General features: G+C 56.0%; 12 protein-coding genes. 5 read left to right on the top strand and 7 right to left on the bottom strand.

Translation table 11 applies throughout. The features are described 5' to 3' along the window. Positions 1 to 16: 16 nt before the first annotated feature. The 5 genes from Q0J85_RS06725 (at position 17) to Q0J85_RS06705 (ending at position 7,711) form a co-directional block, all read left to right on the top strand. Entirely contained in the window at positions 17 to 1,843 is a 1,827-nt protein-coding gene (locus tag Q0J85_RS06725; protein ID WP_294479482.1) for a penicillin-binding protein 2, read from the top strand. Continuing rightward, entirely contained in the window at positions 1,840 to 3,375 is a 1,536-nt protein-coding gene (locus Q0J85_RS06720; protein ID WP_294479479.1) for a Mur ligase domain-containing protein, read from the top strand. Before Q0J85_RS06725 ends, Q0J85_RS06720 begins: the two co-directional genes overlap by 4 nt. Before the next feature lie 125 nt (positions 3,376 to 3,500). Beyond that, a complete protein-coding gene (locus tag Q0J85_RS06715) occupies positions 3,501 to 5,909 on the top strand; it encodes an FAD-dependent oxidoreductase (protein WP_294479477.1) in 2,409 nt (802 codons plus the stop codon). A 19-nt stretch (positions 5,910 to 5,928) separates the two neighbouring features. Beyond that, positions 5,929 to 6,264, top strand: coding sequence for a helix-turn-helix transcriptional regulator (locus Q0J85_RS06710; RefSeq protein WP_294479475.1), 336 nt, complete (start codon positions 5,929 to 5,931; stop codon positions 6,262 to 6,264). A gap of 337 nt (positions 6,265 to 6,601) precedes the next feature. Continuing rightward, positions 6,602 to 7,711 (top strand): DUF362 domain-containing protein, encoded by a 1,110-nt coding sequence (locus Q0J85_RS06705; RefSeq protein ID WP_294479472.1) that lies wholly within the window; start codon positions 6,602 to 6,604, stop codon positions 7,709 to 7,711. 106 nt (positions 7,712 to 7,817) lie between these two features. Here Q0J85_RS06705 and Q0J85_RS06700 read toward each other — a convergent pair whose 3' ends face one another. From Q0J85_RS06700 to Q0J85_RS06670, 7 genes are all read right to left on the bottom strand, one after another. Beyond that, the gene (locus tag Q0J85_RS06700; RefSeq protein ID WP_294479469.1) at positions 7,818 to 10,895 is read right to left on the bottom strand and encodes a beta-galactosidase; all 3,078 of its coding nucleotides are present in this window, start codon (positions 10,893 to 10,895) and stop codon (positions 7,818 to 7,820) included. A gap of 45 nt (positions 10,896 to 10,940) precedes the next feature. After that, a complete protein-coding gene (locus tag Q0J85_RS06695) occupies positions 10,941 to 11,696 on the bottom strand; it encodes a type II secretion system protein (protein ID WP_294479465.1) in 756 nt (251 codons plus the stop codon). Positions 11,697 to 11,716: 20 nt separating this feature from the next. Continuing rightward, the gene (locus tag Q0J85_RS06690; RefSeq protein ID WP_294479464.1) at positions 11,717 to 13,873 is read right to left on the bottom strand and encodes a hypothetical protein; all 2,157 of its coding nucleotides are present in this window, start codon (positions 13,871 to 13,873) and stop codon (positions 11,717 to 11,719) included. Between the two features lie 30 nt (positions 13,874 to 13,903). Further along, complete coding sequence (locus tag Q0J85_RS06685) at positions 13,904 to 14,977, bottom strand: LacI family DNA-binding transcriptional regulator (protein ID WP_294479462.1); 1,074 nt, start codon at positions 14,975 to 14,977, stop codon at positions 13,904 to 13,906. 273 nt (positions 14,978 to 15,250) lie between these two features. Further along, positions 15,251 to 15,832 (bottom strand): transposase, encoded by a 582-nt coding sequence (locus tag Q0J85_RS06680; protein WP_294479460.1) that lies wholly within the window; start codon positions 15,830 to 15,832, stop codon positions 15,251 to 15,253. A gap of 85 nt (positions 15,833 to 15,917) precedes the next feature. Continuing rightward, positions 15,918 to 16,484, bottom strand: coding sequence for a hypothetical protein (locus tag Q0J85_RS06675; RefSeq protein ID WP_294479458.1), 567 nt, complete (start codon positions 16,482 to 16,484; stop codon positions 15,918 to 15,920). A 64-nt stretch (positions 16,485 to 16,548) separates the two neighbouring features. Beyond that, on the bottom strand, positions 16,549 to 17,166 hold the full coding sequence (locus Q0J85_RS06670; RefSeq protein WP_294479456.1) for a hypothetical protein: 618 nt from the start codon (positions 17,164 to 17,166) through the stop codon (positions 16,549 to 16,551). Positions 17,167 to 17,276 lie beyond the last annotated feature (110 nt).

Raw genomic sequence — 17,276 nt, 5'->3', positions numbered from 1 at the left:
CTGAGCGGTGAGTGTGGTGAGCACAAATGACAGAATCCGGTTCCGGATCCGACTCGTTGCGATTTTGCTGATCCCGGTGGCGGTGGCGCTGGCGGTCCGGCTCTATTTTGTCCAGATTGTGGCTCATGAATACTACCTCGACAAGGCGCGCGACACCTATACGACCACGCGCGTGACTTCGGGTAAGCGCGGCGAGATCTTCGATGTGCACGGGAATCTGCTGGTCAGCAATATTCCGAGTGTCAACATCACGGCCGATCCCTCCCATATCAAGAATTCCGGATCGCGTCGCCGGCTCGCCTATCTGCTTGCGCGGGAGTTTCCGGAGACCTCCTACGAGGATTTTTTCCGCAAACTTGCGCCGACCCGCCGGAAACGGATTTCTGCAAACGACCCGAATCCGGACGGTTCCGGATTCCGGACGGTTCCGAACACGTATGCGATGATCGCGCGCGACGTCTCTCTCGAAAAGGCCGCACGGTTGAAAGCGCTTGCCAGGGTCAACAAATTTCGCTGCCTCTTCTTCAAGGATTCGTACAAGCGGATCTATCCGAAAGGATCGCTGCTTTCAAATGTGCTCGGATTCACGAACATCGTCGATGACAACGATGTGGCGCAGACCGGACTCGAGAAGTTTTTCGACGAGCAGATGACCGCTCAGTTCGGCCGGGAAACCTACGAGCGCGACCGCAGCGGCCGCCCGCTGCTCTACGGCCCGCACATCTCTCAGGAGGCGCGCGACGGACGCAACATCTATCTCACGATCAGCGAACCGATTCAGTCGATCCTCGAGGAGGAACTCGACGTCACGTTCCGGGAGTGGAAACCCAAAACGCTTTACGCCGCACTTGTCGATCCGAAGACCGGAAACGTTCTCGCCATGGCGCAGCGTCCGACGTTCGACCCGAACGACCGTTCGACCTACACGAATGAGGCCGGGCGCCCGCGCATCGCCGAGGACGGCATTGAACCGGGTTCGATCATCAAGCCGTTCACGATCGGCAAGGCGCTCGACTGGGGGTACGTCACGCCCGAAACCGAGATCGACTGCGACAGGGGAACCTGGATCTATCTCGGCAAACCGCTGCGCGATTCGCACCCCTACGACAAGCTGACCGTCGCCGGAGTCATCCAGAAGTCCAGCAACATCGGCACGGCCAAGATCGCGATGCTGCTCGGGGAGGAGAAAGTGTATGAGGCGCTGCGGATGTTCGGTTTCGGGCAGAAGACCAATCTGCCGTTCCGGACAGAGACGGCGGGTTATCTGCCGCGCGTTCCGAAGTGGGACGGACTTTCGATCACGCGCTTCCCGATCGGGTACGGCGTGAGGGTCTCCCCGCTGCAGATGCTGCGGGCCTATTGCGCGCTTGCGAACAACGGAAAGCTGCCGCAGCTGCGTCTCGTTGACCGGCTCGAGGATCCGGCGACCGGGGTCGTGGAGCAGATTCCGGTCAAGCCTCCCGTGCAGCTGTTTGAACACCCGGAATGCCATCGGCAGTTGATCGACATGATGACTCTCGTGACGAAGAAAGGCGGAACCGCCGCACGGGCGGCGCTGCCGGGCTATGAGGTCGCCGGAAAGACCGGGACGAGCCGGAAATACATTCCCGGGCGCGGTTATGCGTCGGGGAAATATTTTTCGAGCTTCGTCGGTTTTGTGCCGGCGCGGAATCCGGCCTTTGTGATGCTTGTGACGGTCGACGAGCCGCACGGAGCCTATTACGCCTCCACGGTGGCGGCGCCGACTTTCAAACGGGTGGCGGAGCGGGTGCTGCGCCACATGAATATTCCGCCTGATCCGGCTCTGCTGCCGGAGAACAATCGAACCCGGACCAATCCATGAATCATCTGCATTTTATCGGCATCGGCGGTATCGGCATGAGCGGCCTCGCGGCCATGTGTCGTGATCACGGCATGCGCGTGACCGGCAGCGACCGCGGCGCGGACCGCCCCGAGAACGCGCGTATCATCGACGCATTGCGCAATCAGAAAATCGAGATTTTCCCGCAGGACGGATCTTTCATCGCGGCGGGCCGTCCCGATGCTCTGGTCTACTCCACCGCGATCGAGGAGGACAACCCCGACTTGAAAGCCGGGGAGGGGATTCCGCGGCTGCATCGTTCCGAACTGCTGGAAAATATGCTTGAGACCAGCGGATTCGGCACGACGATCGCGGTCACGGGCAGCTGCGGCAAGAGCACGGTCACGGCCTATCTGGCCGAGGCGCTGACGAATCTCGGGCTCGATCCGTGCTGTTTGAACGGGGCGCTCTCGAACCGTTTCCACTCCGGGCGTTTCGCCGGCAACTACCGTTCCGGCAGCCGGGAGTATTTTGTCTTTGAGGCCGACGAGAGCGACAAGAGCCTGCTGCACTATTCGCCCGATTACGCGCTCGTGCTGAACATCGGAACCGATCACTACGACCGGGAAGAGCTCGCCCGGGTGTTTGCGGAATTCCTCGGGCGTGTGCGGCGCGGGGCGGTGCTCGAACGCGGCGTCTACGAGGCGGTTCGGGAAAAAATTCCGCCGCGTCTGGATGTGCGGGTGTTCGACGCGAAACCGCGCCGGGACTCCCGCTATGCGGTCACCGACTACCGCAAGGTCGAGCGTCCGGAAGCGATTTACACGCACGGGCGCCGTTCCGAAATCGCCCCCACGGGCGATCGTGCGGTCGATGATCTGTATGGAGCGAACAACGCGCTTTCGATCTACGGGCTGCGATCGGAGGATTTCCGCATTGCAAGCACGGAGTTTCTCGCGGAGTTCAACGGGGAAAAGCGTCTTGTGTTGCCGCAGCCGGGATTCCACACGGCGTTGAATGCACTGGCGGTCTACGCGATGCTCGATCTGCTCGGCGTCGGTACGGACGAGGAGCGCATGGAGTCGCTCGAACGGTTCGACGGCGTCTGGCGGCGGAACGACTTTGCGGGCGTCACGCCGAAAGGGACCCCCGTTTACGACGATTACGCGCACAACCCGGAAAAGATTCTCTCCTGCCTGCATGCGATGCGCGAGATCGCCCCGGGGCGGATTTACGCGGTGTTTCAGCCGCATGGCTACAAGCCGTTCGGCTTCATGCGGAACGAGCTGTTTGAACGTCTTGACGAATTTCTGACGAGGCGCGACCGGTTCATTCTTCTGGAACCGTTTTATGCGGGTGGAACGTCGAGTTTTTCCCCCTCCGCGCAGGAGGTCGCTGCCGACTGGAAGAGCCGGAGCCGTTCACCCGAACGCTTCATGGTCTTTCCCGACCGGGAAACACTGGCGGACTTTCTGACGCTGAAACCCGAGGCCGGGGATGTGATCGTCATCATGGGAGCTCGCGACAATTCGCTCTCGGACTATGCGCATTCCCTGACCGGGGCAACTGCCTGACCCGCTTCCCCGGAACGCTGCCTGCCAACGTGATTATTTCCGGAATTTTCGGAAATGCGGCTTGATATATTGAAATATTATGATATTATAATATATCAATATAAAAATCAACCGGAGGACGATTCATGAAGACGGTTATCATCGGTGGAGTGGCGGCGGGAGCGAGTGCGGCGGCGCGGTTGCGGCGGCTGGACGAGTTCATGGAGATCGTATTGCTGGAGAGGGGGGAGTATCTCTCATATGCGAACTGCGGATTGCCGTACCATCTGGGCGGCGTGATTCCGGAGCGGGATTCGCTCTTTGTGATGCCGGAGAAGAAGTTTCGGGCGTGGTTCAACGTCGATGTGCGTGCACGGAACGAGGCGGTCGCGATCGACCGTGCGCGCAAGGTCGTGCGCGTTCGCCGGGCGGACGGCTCGGAATATGAGGAGAGCTATGACAAGCTGCTGCTGGCGACCGGCTCGCGTCCGGCTGCGCCGGAGCTGCCGGGATCGGACGATCCGCGCATTCATTCACTCTGGACGATTCCGGATATGGATGCGCTCGGGGAGCTCGTGAAAGAGGGGGCGCACCGGGCGCTCGTGGTCGGCGGCGGCTTCATCGGGCTGGAGACGGCGGAGAATCTGCGGAAGCGGGGACTCGAGGTGACGATCGTTCAGCACTCCGGTCACGTGCTGCCGTCGATCGACCGGGAAATGGCGTGGCTGCTCGGCGCGGAGCTCGCGGCCGACGGTGTCGACGTGCGGCTCAACGCGGAACTGACCGGTTTCCGGAAAGACGGGGAGTCGCTCGTCGCGCAGTTCCAGGACGGGACGGAACTCGCGGCGGACCTCGTCGTGATGAGCGTCGGCGTGAGGCCGAATTCGGAGCTCGCCGCGGCGGCGGGACTTGAGCTCGGTGCCCGCGGACACATTGTGGTCGACGAGCATCTGCGCACCTCGGATCCGGAGATTTTCGCCGCGGGTGACGTGGTCGAGGTCGTCGACCGCGTTTCGGGGCGGAAAACCGCGATCCCGCTCGCGGGCCCGGCCAACAAACAGGGGCGGATCGCCGCCGACAACATCGCCGGGAAAGAGCGCGTCTACCGCGGCAGCTGGGGCGCGTCGGTCATCAAGGTCGGGAGTTTGACCGCGGCGGCGGTGGGGTTGACCGAATCGCGGCTCAAGTCGCTCGGGGTCAAGTATCACAAGATTTACACGCATCCGGCCTCGAACGCCTCGTACTATCCGGGCGGGGCGCAGTTGCACATGAAACTGCTCTTCGACTTTGACGGGAAGATTCTCGGCGCGCAGGCGGTCGGGGCGAAAGGAGCGGACAAACGGATCGATGTGATCGGGACGGCCATGCAGTCGGGCCGCACCGCGCCGGAGCTTGCGGAGCTCGAGCTGGCGTATGCGCCGCCGTTCAACTCGGCGAAAGACCCGGTCAACTTCCTCGGCATGATCGCGCAGAACGTTCTTGACGGCATGTCGGAACTCGCGTATGCCGACGCGATTCCCGAGGGAGCGCAGATCATCGATGTGCGCGAAGTCGCGGAGCATCAGGCCGGTGCGATTCCGGGCGCGGTCAACATCCCGCTCGGACAGCTGCGCGGGCGGCTCGGAGAGCTGGACCGTTCGCAGGAGTTCGTGGTGAGCTGTCAGGTCGGCTTGCGCGGCTATCTTGCGGAACGGATTCTCAAGCAGAACGGGTTCCGCGCGCGCAATCTTTCGGGCGGATATCTGACCTGGAAATTCACCCATCAGGGACTCCCGGCGCCGCGTCGGGAGAAACCTGCTCCCGCCGCGCTTTCCGCCTCTTCCAAGCCGGCCGCAAGAGAGCTCGATGTGCGTACGCTCGCGTGTCCCGGGCCGGTTGTGCGGCTCAAGAACGAGATGGAGCAGCTCGCTCCCGGGGAAACGCTGCATGTGCTCGCCGCAACCTCATTTGCGCCGGATCTCGAAGCGTGGCTCAAGGCGGGAGGGCACGAACTGCTCTCGCTCGAACGGAAAGAGGAGCATCTGGAGGCGCTTCTGCGCCGGGGCGGTGCGCGGTCTGCGGCGCTCCCCGCCGGACCGGTATCCGGGGATGGAGCGGCGATCGTGCTTTTCAGCAACGACTTCGACAAGGCGATGGCGGCGTTCATCATCGCGTGCGGCATGGCGGCTTCCGGGATGAAAGTCGGGATTTTCTTCACGTTCTGGGGGCTCTCGGTGCTGCGGAAAAATCCGGGTCCGCGGGTGTCGAAGCGACTGATTTCCTGGCTGTTCGGCTGGATGCTGCCGCGCGGCGCCGGGAAGCTCGCGCTCTCGAAGATGAATATGGCCGGAATCGGGACGGCGATGATGAAACACGTGATGAAAAGTCGGAACGTTACTTCGCTGCCGGAACTCATCCGGCAGGCGAGGGCGCTCGGCGTGCGGTTCGTCGCCTGCGAGATGGCGATGGACGTGATGGGATTGTCGCGCGAGGAGCTCATCGAAGTCGATGAGGTCGCCGGCGTCGCGAGTTTTGCGCAGATGGCGCGCGAGAGCGGCCGCACGCTCTTCATCTGAACCGGGGGAGGGGAGAGTGATGGCGGAGACGGAACGGCTTCCGGAGGAGTTTCTGGAGTCGATGGCGGAGGTGATCCGGCTGATCGGTCACCCGTTGCGGCTGCGGATTCTCGAATATCTCGATCTGCATGGTGAGTCTACGGTCAGTGAGATCATCTCCGGGATCACCGGACCGCAGAGCGCGGTTTCGCAGCATCTGAACAAGATGCGCCTGGCCGGGATCGTCGCCTGCCGCCGGGAGGGGCGGCAGATCTTCTACCGGATCGCGGCGGTCAACGCGGTCACGATCCTGAACTGTCTGCGCGGCAAATACCGTTCGTTGCGGGAATCCGGTTCCCCGGAGCGACGCGCGTGATGGAGGCGGCGGGAGAAAGATTCCGTTGTGGTCACTGCTTTGCATCCGCAACGGGTCTCGTCCCGCCGTCCTGCCGTCTCGGAAGCCGCGTTTTTGTTGACCGCTTTTCAGACAGTTCGATTTTCGGTCCGGCGATTCCAAATTTGCGGGATCGGCAAAAGCTGCCGCCTGTTGCTGAAAAAACGCTGCAATTTCCCGCTTCGGAATCAGATGCGAACTTGACGAAACAGGCTTGCTGATGTATTTTTCATCATGGAGTCTTCCTGGTTTTCAGGCATCCGTGATATTCCGTTACGGCGAGGAGGACTTCACTTTTTTTATCGGAGGAGCTGAAATCATGGAAAAGGCGAAAGTTTATTTTACCAATATGCGTGTAAAGCCGGAGGGGCGAAATCTGCAGGGCAAACTCGAACTGCTGATGCGGAAAGCGGGGATGGATCAAATTGATTTCAAGGGGCGTTTTGCCGCGATCAAGATCCATTTCGGCGAGACCGGCAATCTCTCGTTTCTGCGTCCGAATTTTGCTCGGACGGTGGTCGATGAGATTCTGCGACTTGGGGGCAAGCCGTTTCTGACCGACTGCAACACCTTGTATGTCGGTTCCCGCAAAAACGCGCTCGAGCACATCGAAACCGCGTATCGAAATGGATTTACACCGTATACCGTCGGATGCCATGTCATCATCGGGGACGGCCTGAAAGGAACCGATGACATCTCCGTTCCCGTTCCGAACGGCGAATACGTTCACGAAGCGAAGATCGGGCGTGCGATCATGGATGCCGACATCATTATTTCCCTGAATCACTTCAAGGGGCACGAAATGACCGGCTTCGGCGGCGCACTGAAAAATCTGGGAATGGGCTGTGGATCGAGAGCCGGAAAAATGGAACAGCATTGTGACGGCAAGCCGACGGTCAACCGCGATCTCTGCATCGGTTGCCATGCCTGTGCCCGGATCTGCGCTCATGACGCGCCGGAGTTCACAAACGGCAAGGCGACGATCAATCATGACAAGTGCGTCGGCTGCGGCCGTTGCATCGGAGTTTGTCCGAAAGACGCCGTGCAACCCTCCTGGGGGCAGAAAGAGGGGCTCGTCGACAAGAAAATGGTGGAGTATGCAATGGCGGTTGTCCACAATCGTCCGCATTTCCACATCAGCATCGTCATGGATGTCTCGCCGTTCTGCGACTGTCATCCGGAAAACGACGCTCCGATCGTCCCGGATGTCGGTATGTTTGCGTCATTCGATCCCGTCGCCCTCGATCAGGCGTGCGCGGATGCGGTGAACCGTCAGACCCCGATTGCCTCGAGTCTCCTGGGCGATCATGGCGACCATTACCACGACCACTTCAAGGATGTCTCTCCGATCACGAATTGGGAGATTCAGCTGGAACATGCCCAGAAGATCGGACTCGGAACCCGGGCGTACGAACTGATTGAATTCTGAATGGCAGGTTTGCCGGCATGATGGGATCGAGCGGAACGGCCAGCTCCGGGGAGCGGGGTCGTTCCGCTGATCTTTTTATGATGACTTCCCGGTATTGGCGGGAATTTTACGAGTTGTTGTCCCGGTCGATCTGGCGTCCCCTGAGTTCGATTTCCCCGAACGTCGCCTCCGGTTTGCTGAACTGCAGCCGGAAACGGATGAAACGCGCTTCCGGGTGTTGCGGCAGATCAAATCCGGTAAGTTCCAATTTCAGCCTGGAGACATCGAGTTGTTCCGGCCGGCTGAAAGTTTTCCCGTCGCGACTGAAACTGATCTCGACGCTTTTGAGATTCGGTTTTGAGCCCGCTCCGAGTGCCATATGTTCGAGTCGATAGACCGATTTGAGATCGACTTCGACCGTAGCTTCCGGCAGATTGACGAACAGTACATCGGCAGGCTGATTCCAGGAGCCGATCACTCCGTGAAAGAGCGCCGGTTTTCCGCCGGTCGCACCGGTGTCGCGCGGGTCGCGAATCTTCTGATTTTTCTTAAGCGGTTCCGGCGTGAGGAAACGGTACTCCGCTCCGGTTCGGAATGCGATCGTCGCGACCTCCGATTTGTTGTCGGCATTGTCGGTCAAGAGAATCGTGTGCCGGGCCGGATCGAAATAGAGCATTGCCGCAAGGTGTGCGACCGCGACTCGTCCGCTGTCGTCGTGCATGGTCGCGACGACCGGATAGATCATGTTGGGCCGCGCCTGTTCCGGCAACTCAGCCGGAGGCGTCACCGTGAAACGGACCGGTTCGGTTCCGACCGGTTGGCTTGCCGGGGTAACGTTCCAGCCGGGTTCTACGTCGATCGTGATTTCGCGGTTTTCAGCTCCGGGGGCGAAATCGACCGCGGAGACCACCACATCAAAACTTTTTCCCGGTTCAAACATCGGGGTGTTCGGATCGTTCTCCGCATGCCGTGTCGTTCCGTCTATGGCGAGATTCAGCATCGGCGCATGGTTGTTGAAGAGATAGATCATCCCGCCCGAGCGGATCTCGGGGAGCGTCAGCTCCAGTACGCCGTCGGCATTCAGTTCCGCCGAAACCGGGCGCAGAACATTCTCCTCCGCCGCGCCGAACCAGACCTGTGCGGGCAGCTTGAAGTCCGGCGGCATTTTCAACGCGACTTTGCCTCCCGGCCACGGCAGGCGGTTCATGGTTCCCGCAGCCAGCAGCCAGTTGCCCCGGCCGTCGGTCACCGGGTGCTCGATGCGCAGATTTTCCATCTCCGGAGCGCGATAGGCGGGTTCGACTCCCGCCATCTTCAGAAATCCGGTCAGAAACGCGGTCACGTCGCTCTCCGGCGCGGTTTCCGCCCGGAGCACGCCTAACCTGGTGTTGAACCAGTAAACACGTCCCTTGCCGTAGCGGTTGCTGGTGACCCACGCTGCTTTGGCATTGCTGGCGACATCGCGGGCGTTCAGCAGTTCGGCTCCGGCGAGTTTCACGTTGATCCGGCCGTCGCCGCGGATGAGGAATCCATGTTCGGTCCCATACCAGACGTCGTCCGGTGAAAAATGAATTCCGGTATAGACGCCTTCGAGCTTGACGCCGAGCAATTCATCGAGCCCCTGGGTTACGCGATGTTTCTCATCGTAATATCCGGGCATCATATCGGCCATCACGATTCCGCCGTTTTTCGTAAATCTCTTGATCGCGGCACACTCCTCCGCGCTCAGATGTTCGGCTGAAACCAGAAAGAGCGCCTGGTAACGCGCGAGATAGTCGTCAGTCAGCTTGGTGTACGGCAGCACATCGACCCAGTATCCCGCGTCGCGCAGCCGGGTAAAGACGTTCAGGCGGTTGTTGACGCTGTAATCCCAGCGGGAACGGTTCGTCTCCATCGAGAGCAATACATCGCGCTGCGGCATCAGAATCGCGATTTTCGGAATCTTCTCCGCCGGAACGGCGTCGTGCCAGAACGCCTCGGAACGGTGAATCATATTCGCCCAGCGCGAAGCGTAAAACATCCGGTCGCGCGGCTGTCCGTCGTAACCGTCGATGAAGCTGAACGTCAGATCGTCTCCGCTGCATTTGTACCGGCCGAGCACGAAGAAATCCACGCCGCGCATGCCGTGCGCGAGCATCCGCCAGAACGTCGCGGCGAACTGGAATCCGGGGCCGGCATGATTGTTCGTTTCGGCGAAGAAGATCCGCCCCTCCGGTTCTCCTGCGGCACGCTGAGCCGCGGTCGGGCGGATGCAGTTGTAGATATAGCTGGTTTCATAGGCGTTGCGGTCGGTGTTGCCATACATGTCGATGCCGATCCAGCCATCGGACGTTCGGCGGACGCGATCGGCCAATTTCGCGAGGTTGGCCATATGGCTGCGCACGATGTAATTCATCTCAATCGCGGAACACTGGGTCGATTTCAGCACGGCCGGACGGTGTTCCGGATCAAATTCGCGCACCCATCCGAGATAGGAGTCGATGAAGTCGACGAATGCGTTTTCAGAAAAATCGTGCCATGCGAGCCACGCCGCGGGCTTTTCCAGATACTCCTCTCCTCTGGGCGGCTGGATTTCGCTGAAACTGCGGTATTTCGTCTTCCACACCTCGTTGAGTTTGCCGATGTTGCCACCGTAGACGCGCTCGAGTTCACGCTGGAAGCCGGCCACCGCCAGCGGCGAATAGTTCAGAACCGGTTCCCATTCGTTGTCGATATTCCAGAGGAGAATGTTCCGTTCCGGTTTCTCATTGACCGATCTTGCGACGGAGGCTTTCACGCAAGCGCGGATATAGTCGCGCATGGTGGGGGCGAAAAAGTCGATCCAGGGCCCTTTCTGTGCATTGCCGTTCTCATCAACCGGGCGAATCACCGGTCCGTGGGTCGCGGTATTTCCGTCGAACCACATCGAATGTGCCGCCCAGATCGAGACAAAATAGAGTCCGTTCGGCATGCCCGGCGGGAATTTGCAGCTGCATTTTCCTTTATCCTTGAAGCTGTAACAGCAGTGACCGGTCTCGGTGAAATTGAAACCGAGCTGCGGCAGCAGCGTAAACCGATTGCCGCCGAGCATCCCGAGCGGAAAGATCTTTTCCGTCGGTTTGAGCTCTTCGGTGAGTTCCAGCGAATAAGTGGAGGGATTGTGCACATCGGCAGCTCCGGTGGGAAGCAGGAACAGCAATGCCGGGAGCAGAAATCTTTTTTTCATCGGATCAACTTTCTGTTATTTGTGATTCACTTGGCCGAAATCAATTCAGTATGTCCACAGCTTAGTCCAGAATCCGTCATTAGGATAAGAATCCGCTGCATCGGGCATGAATGCGATGTTGCCGGGATTGTTGGGAAAATTGTAGTTGACCGCACGTCCATCCACAAGCCCGAAACTCACGCCGTTGCCTCCATGATCACGTACATCAAAATCATTTACGGCAAAACGGCTTAATATTTTACGGCAGAAAATTCGGGTTCCGTCAACAATCATCGGTACGGGGTATTCGGCAATCATAATCATCCTGCTTGGCTGCTTGACCGCACTGATTTTTCCCGCCGGCATTGGGGTCTTCGATGCCCATCCATGTTTGGTAAGCAAGAGAAAATAATTAAATCCATAATTGACTCTCCCATTGTCCTCACTCCAACCGACTAAATTACCGTTTTCTTGGCCGATGCCAATTACATAATTATCAATGCCATCTCTATCCGTTCTACGCGGATTGGAGCAGACAAAAGTTTTTTGTCCGACGCCATAGCTATGGTAGAGATGCCACATCCAGCAGTTATCGTTCCATGAAGGAGTTTTTGAAGCTGGAACTTTCGTAGGACACTGGTCGTCATAATCTCCAGTATACAGAATGACTCCTGCTGTCAGTTGCTTGGTGTTGTTCAGGCAAGTCGTTTTCTGCGCCGAAACCCGTGCTTTCTGCAATGCCGGCAGCAACATGGAAGCCAGAATCGCAATGATTGCAATAACCACGAGAAGCTCGATCAATGTAAATGGCTGTTTTTTCATTGTCACATCATCTCCATTTGTTAAAGTTTCAAATTGCCGACAATCCAGACCGGTTCTCCCGAAAGAGTGAGTTCCGCAACCCCGTTTTTCACGGGAATCCGCCGGACCTGGCCGATTGGATTGACGAGTTCGATTTCCGTTCCGGCGCACTTCACCCGCACCGGGACCCGGGATTTCCAGAACGGAATCCAGGGTTCCTGTGCGACGAAATCCGGCGTATTCCGATTCAGGGTGTATCCATCCGTCCGGTCCCAGAGCAGGGCGACGCGGCTGCCGTCCGGTTTCGAGAAGACATATCCGCGGGAAGTGTTCCCGGATTTCCACTGCTTCTCGAATTTCGCCTTGTCGAGCATCTTCGCCGCGGTCTGGTATGCGAGCAGCGTCGGCTTGACGTTGCCGTTGCGGTAGAGCAGACCGAACGAGTATTCCCGGTCTCTGGAATTCACGCCGCCAATGTCGAACCAGACCGAATCATTCAGCTGATAATAGTAGGCGATTTTCACGCCGTGCGCCAGAGCGATCGCGTAGGAAAGCGGCACATTTTCGGTCGCATTGCGCAAACTGTCATCCCAGAAAGTGTTTGGAAAGGTCGGGGTATAGATCTCCGTCAGATAGATCGGTTTCGCTCCGTATTTCGCGATCAGTTTCTCTAGTTCCTGCAGGCTGCTCAAGTAGAACCAGCCGTCACCGACATTTCCAAGATCCGGCACGGTGTTGCCGCGACCGAGGTGATAGGCGATGCCGTCGAGCAGCGGCCATCCTCCCGCCCGGGCGACCATTTCGAGCGATTTTACTCCTCCGAATCCATTTGCGAATCCGATGCTCAGGAGCTTTACGCCGGGCGCTTCCGCATTGAGCAGGGGACGGATCTGTTTCAGCACCTCAACGTAGGCGGCGGCTTCTTCCGGTTTTTTGAAGACGTTTTCATTGCCGAACTCCCAGTGAGTCACCCCGTTCGCCTTGATTTTCGCAATGTGTTCCCGGATTCGCTTCTTCCGTTCTTCCGGAGATTTTCCGGCCCACTCTTTCGGGTTGTAGGCACAGTGATAACCGGCATCCATACCGCAGGCACGCACTTCGTTACCGTTTTCACTGCGCAGATGGCGGACGCCGATGCGATGCAAGAGGTCAAGCGCGCTCTTTCGGTCGGGAATCGGAAAAAAAACGGAGATACCGAACACGCTTTCGGGATCGTCCTGAAACTCATAGCGATCCATTGCCGCCACCGTTGAGCGCAGAAATGTCTCTCTTCCATCGACCGTTCCGACAACTTCGATAAACCAGATATTCGGTTGTTTGGCTTTCGGAAGCGTGAAATTCAATTCGGCCTTGCCTTGTGAATCAAGTGCGCAGCGGCGCTTTTTCTGAATCGCCACAGACCCGTCAAACGCGGTCGCGGTCACTTGCAGTTCCGCCTTGACCGGCCTGGCGGCGGGATTGGAGACGGTCAACTTGAAGTTCGGTATCTCGCCGACGTTGAACAGATTGAATGATCTTTCTGTTGTCACGTTCAACGCCAGATCCTGTCGGTTGAATACGGCAGCCACCGTCGAGGCATCCAAGTTGTTCGGGAAAATCATGAGTTCCACCCGGGCACGCCGGATCGTCGGATCTTTCTCGTCCTTGCGGAACACGATGTGCTGCTGAAAGTAGAAGCCCCAGACCGGATTGCCGCCCACTTTCTCCCAGATCGTGAACCGATCCGTCGGGAATGGACGTAATACCGCTCCTTTCGTCTCATACGGGACTCCGCCTCTGGCGTGGCGCGTCCAGATTCCGGACTTGAAGAGTGGATTCAGCTGTCCGCCGGGAACAAAACGTTCATAAACCACGCCATTGGTCGTCACTTTTTCCGGAATATTCAGCGTATAATCGATCACGATCCGGTTGCCGTCCGGATGCACATCAAAGCTCCCGCTGCATGCTCCGGTCGCATCGTTCGAGAAGACCAGTTCCACTCTGCGTCCATTTCCGTCCAGATTCGTAACCCGCCCCGCCGAAGCATTTTGCGGTTCCCATTGGAAACTCAGATTCCCGAATCGGAAGACTTTCTTCCCGGTGGCGGCGTCGGTAATCCACAAAGAGTTCTCTCCGACGCAGAAGCTGAAGAGGGGCGATTCCGCCCATGCCGCTGCGGTCAGAGCGAGGATTGCGACGATCATTCCAATTTGTTTCATTGCCGTTCTTTCTCCCGTCCAGGGGGGGTATCATCTGCAATTCATGGTTTCTTCCGAATCCCGTACACTGTTCCCCTCCTGGAAGTCCAATGGGACGAGGGTTTTGCAAACCTTGTCGCCCGGATGTGAGACTGTCATGAGCTGATAAAGTTGCTGTGCTCCCCGGCGGCCGAGTTCGCGAGGAAATGTGCGGAAATAGGAGATTCTCACGCCGGAATTGAGTCGTACCTCCGAGTCGAATGTGATGAGACTCAGATCCTGAGGACACGATTTCCCGCGAGCTTCGAGTATTCGGCAAATCACCTCTGCGGCTTTTGCGTGCGAAGTGACCAGTGCCGGCGGGCACTTTCCGGAATCAAACCAGTCGATAAAGCACTGTTCAATGTCCGTATCGTCTGAAGTGCGGGCGTTCCTGGATTCAAACGCCTCGATGCCGAGCCGTTCCACCGTTGCTGCCATCACTCCGTATTTGCGCATTGTGTGGGATGGTGCCAGTGAAGAACCGCACAGGAAGCCGATTTTCCGGAATCCTTTTTGAATCAGATATTCAGCCGCCCGGAATCCGCCGGAAAAGTCATCTGAGCTGATCGAATTGACGGATTTGTCCGGCAGATCGTTTGGCAGCAGCACATAGCGAACTGCGTTACGTTGCAGAAAGTTCATGAGAGTTTCATCCGGGGATCCCATGATGATCACGCCGCTGACAGAATTCAACCGTCGGAGCAGCAATCGTTTTTCCTCCCGGTCAGCTTCCGGTTCCCAGGTAGATATGTTCAAAGTCACGTTGCGGTGGCGATTGAAATAACTTTGAATTCCGCGCAGGATTTCAGCCATGAAATCGAGTTGCAGCAGATTTTTCTGTTCCGGCATCGGGCAGAGGAGCAGTTCGGCCTTAAGTTCCACCCGTGGTGTTGAAATCTTCTCTGAAACTTTGCGGATGATGGCGGAGTCATCATAACCGAGGGTTTCCACTGCCTTGAAGATTTTTTCACGTGTCTGCGCATCCGCCCGCGCTTTCTGGTTAAGGACCCGTGATACGGTTGCAACTGAAACACCCGCCTCTCGGGCGACATCGTTCAATGTGACTGATTGTTTTGCGCTCATGATCTGTTTATCTGTAAGATTACACAATATTACATGTAAGATTACGTAATTTTTCACTATTAATTATGGTCGACAACGATGAAAAAGTCAAGGTCGGAACTGAAAAATTCAAAAAAAATATTCAAGTGGCAGGAGAAAATGATTTTTTATCGATAGATGGCAATTCCATCTGGAATTTGATGAAGCGTTTTTTCAGAGGTCAAATTCGCGACCGATGATCGTGGTTGAATCAAGGCTAGCGTGTTCCACCAATGCAACTTTATGAAAGTGATATCAAGCAGGAGGCAGGAGGCTGCGCCAACTCATGTTTATCTCATCCAGATAGCTGATGACAAAGACTTTTTCGTGGTTCGGCATGATGAAATACATCACGTCGGTGTGCCAGAGTTCATTGGGAGAACGCCGTTCGAAGAACCGCATCGGAGCGGGAGGACGCCTGGTACGGGACGTTGTCGCCGTTGACGATGACGGGTGCGCCTGCAGAACGGATCGAACTTCATGAGTTTTGACCGGCAGACCGAGAAAGCGGCGGAAGATCTGAGTGATCTGTTTGATGCCATGATCCGGATGTGCGGCTTTGTGTTCGAGAATTTGCGCTCGGACAAACTCCCGGGCGGGATCGGATTTTTCCGCTGCCGCAGCACTTTTCTCCGGCGGAGACGTGAAAGCGTCAGAACCTTTTTCCCGGTATTCACGGATCCATTTGCCGAGGGAACTTTTCCCGATTCCGAGTTCCCGTGCGATGTCTTTGGCCTGATAACCGTCCTCAAAATAGAGTTCCACAGCCTTGAGCTTGTCGGCCGCCGAATAACGGGTTCCACTCCGATTCGGCCCTGTTTCCGGTGCAGCTTTCATTTCACACCTTCCTCCTTGTTCAGAGAAAAGTGTTACCCGTTTTTACAAACTCTTCAAACCATTTTCCCGCAGCTTAGCACATTTTTTATCGCAGTCGAATTATGCGTAATATAAAATAATGGCTTTTCCCTAATATATATAGTTCATACATATATCCATCTTTCTTTCCATGAAAATATACTATATTATCAGAGATTAGAGATATTATCTTACCTTTGGAATGTACAGATTTTGTTAACATCAATTTTTGCGAAAGTGTTTCAGGAGGCATGGGAATATTAAATTCAAGACCTGATATAGGAATATGATTAGCGTAAGAAATTTGTGGTTGAGGAAGCCCCAGCCTTTCAGGGAATTGATCGATGGCGTAAACAATATCTGGAGAAAATTCTCCTAGTATATTTACCTCCCATGCATTACTTGATCCTGTTAATTTATAGTATAATTTTCCACGGTTTTCAAAATTAGTAAACACTGGTTTTATGTTCAATATTGCAAATAATTGGTCAAAATTATTTACATATCCTTCCTTATGCTTATTTGATAGGAAGAGTAGTATAGTAAAAAAAATGGCAATGATTGCTCCCAAAAGGATAAGCCCCCTGAGAATGCCTATATCTTTTTTCGCATAAGCTATTAATTTATTTTGCACAAATAAGCCACCTATTGTGACAAAGGAAAACTACCATCAGAGATAGAAGTGTCTCCTGTAATTATTACTTCAAACCATTTTCCCGCAGCTTTGCACACTTAATAATTCTATCCAATTCTTCTTGTTGGTCGGAATCCATCCGGTTACGATTTATTCTCAAATAAAAAAGCAGCGTTCCCCTGATTGTTTTTGGTGTATCTTTTACAGTCACTTTATCAATTGCCTCCCGGAAAAAAATCCGACTGTAGGCAGACAAGGCAACCATGCAAGCGTTTTGACACGCAATATTATCCAGGTTTTCATACATAATGGCGAAGATGGACGAAAAAGCTTTTTCTTCTGGAAAGTATCCGTACCTCAGCATGGATTGCTCAAGAAAATCATAGGGCAATGCTGGTAATTGTTCCGGCAGCTTGTTGTTTTCGCGAGCTTTCCGGATAATGAGGCAAACGATAATATTACGCAGGAAATCATCCGCTTGAGGGGCCGAATAGCGGACATAAGGGCGCGAAAGCAACCGTCGGGTCAATTCCTGGGCAATCTCCCTCTGTTCCATTGCTTCGCGAATTTGCCGCGCGACTTCTGCGCGTTTTCCTTTTGGAATTTTTGCCGCCGCATCGAGAATTTTCCCAATATTGGAGGCATTTCTCACCGTTCCAACAACAAGCGCTTTCGAGGCCATTGCATCATCTGAAGACCCTGCTAATTTTAAAAGAAAAGAGCCAATTTCAAAAGTATTGGCTCTCTCGTGTTAATCACTTGTTTTTTCGTGCGTCAAAACCGTTTCGGCGC

It is taken from the genome of uncultured Victivallis sp. (assembly GCA_944389935.1).
Taxonomy (GTDB): domain Bacteria; phylum Verrucomicrobiota; class Lentisphaeria; order Victivallales; family Victivallaceae; genus Victivallis.
Note: the sequence above shows the minus strand (reverse complement) of the source record. Positions and strands in the feature narration are given on the sequence as shown.

Excerpts from the sequence above, each read along its gene's own strand:
- Q0J85_RS06700 (WP_294479469.1), bottom strand. The coding sequence starts at position 10,895 with ATGAAAAAAAGATTTCTGCTCCCGGCATTGCTGTTCCTGCTTCCCACC.
- Q0J85_RS06670 (WP_294479456.1), bottom strand. The coding sequence starts at position 17,166 with ATGGCCTCGAAAGCGCTTGTTGTTGGAACGGTGAGAAATGCCTCCAAT.
- Q0J85_RS06720 (WP_294479479.1), top strand. The coding sequence starts at position 1,840 with ATGAATCATCTGCATTTTATCGGCATCGGCGGTATCGGCATGAGCGGC.
- Q0J85_RS06680 (WP_294479460.1), bottom strand. The coding sequence starts at position 15,832 with ATGAAAGCTGCACCGGAAACAGGGCCGAATCGGAGTGGAACCCGTTAT.
- Q0J85_RS06715 (WP_294479477.1), top strand. The coding sequence starts at position 3,501 with ATGAAGACGGTTATCATCGGTGGAGTGGCGGCGGGAGCGAGTGCGGCG.
- Q0J85_RS06690 (WP_294479464.1), bottom strand. The coding sequence starts at position 13,873 with ATGAAACAAATTGGAATGATCGTCGCAATCCTCGCTCTGACCGCAGCG.
- Q0J85_RS06705 (WP_294479472.1), top strand. The coding sequence starts at position 6,602 with ATGGAAAAGGCGAAAGTTTATTTTACCAATATGCGTGTAAAGCCGGAG.
- Q0J85_RS06710 (WP_294479475.1), top strand. The coding sequence starts at position 5,929 with ATGGCGGAGACGGAACGGCTTCCGGAGGAGTTTCTGGAGTCGATGGCG.
- Q0J85_RS06685 (WP_294479462.1), bottom strand. The coding sequence starts at position 14,977 with ATGAGCGCAAAACAATCAGTCACATTGAACGATGTCGCCCGAGAGGCG.
- Q0J85_RS06695 (WP_294479465.1), bottom strand. The coding sequence starts at position 11,696 with ATGAAAAAACAGCCATTTACATTGATCGAGCTTCTCGTGGTTATTGCA.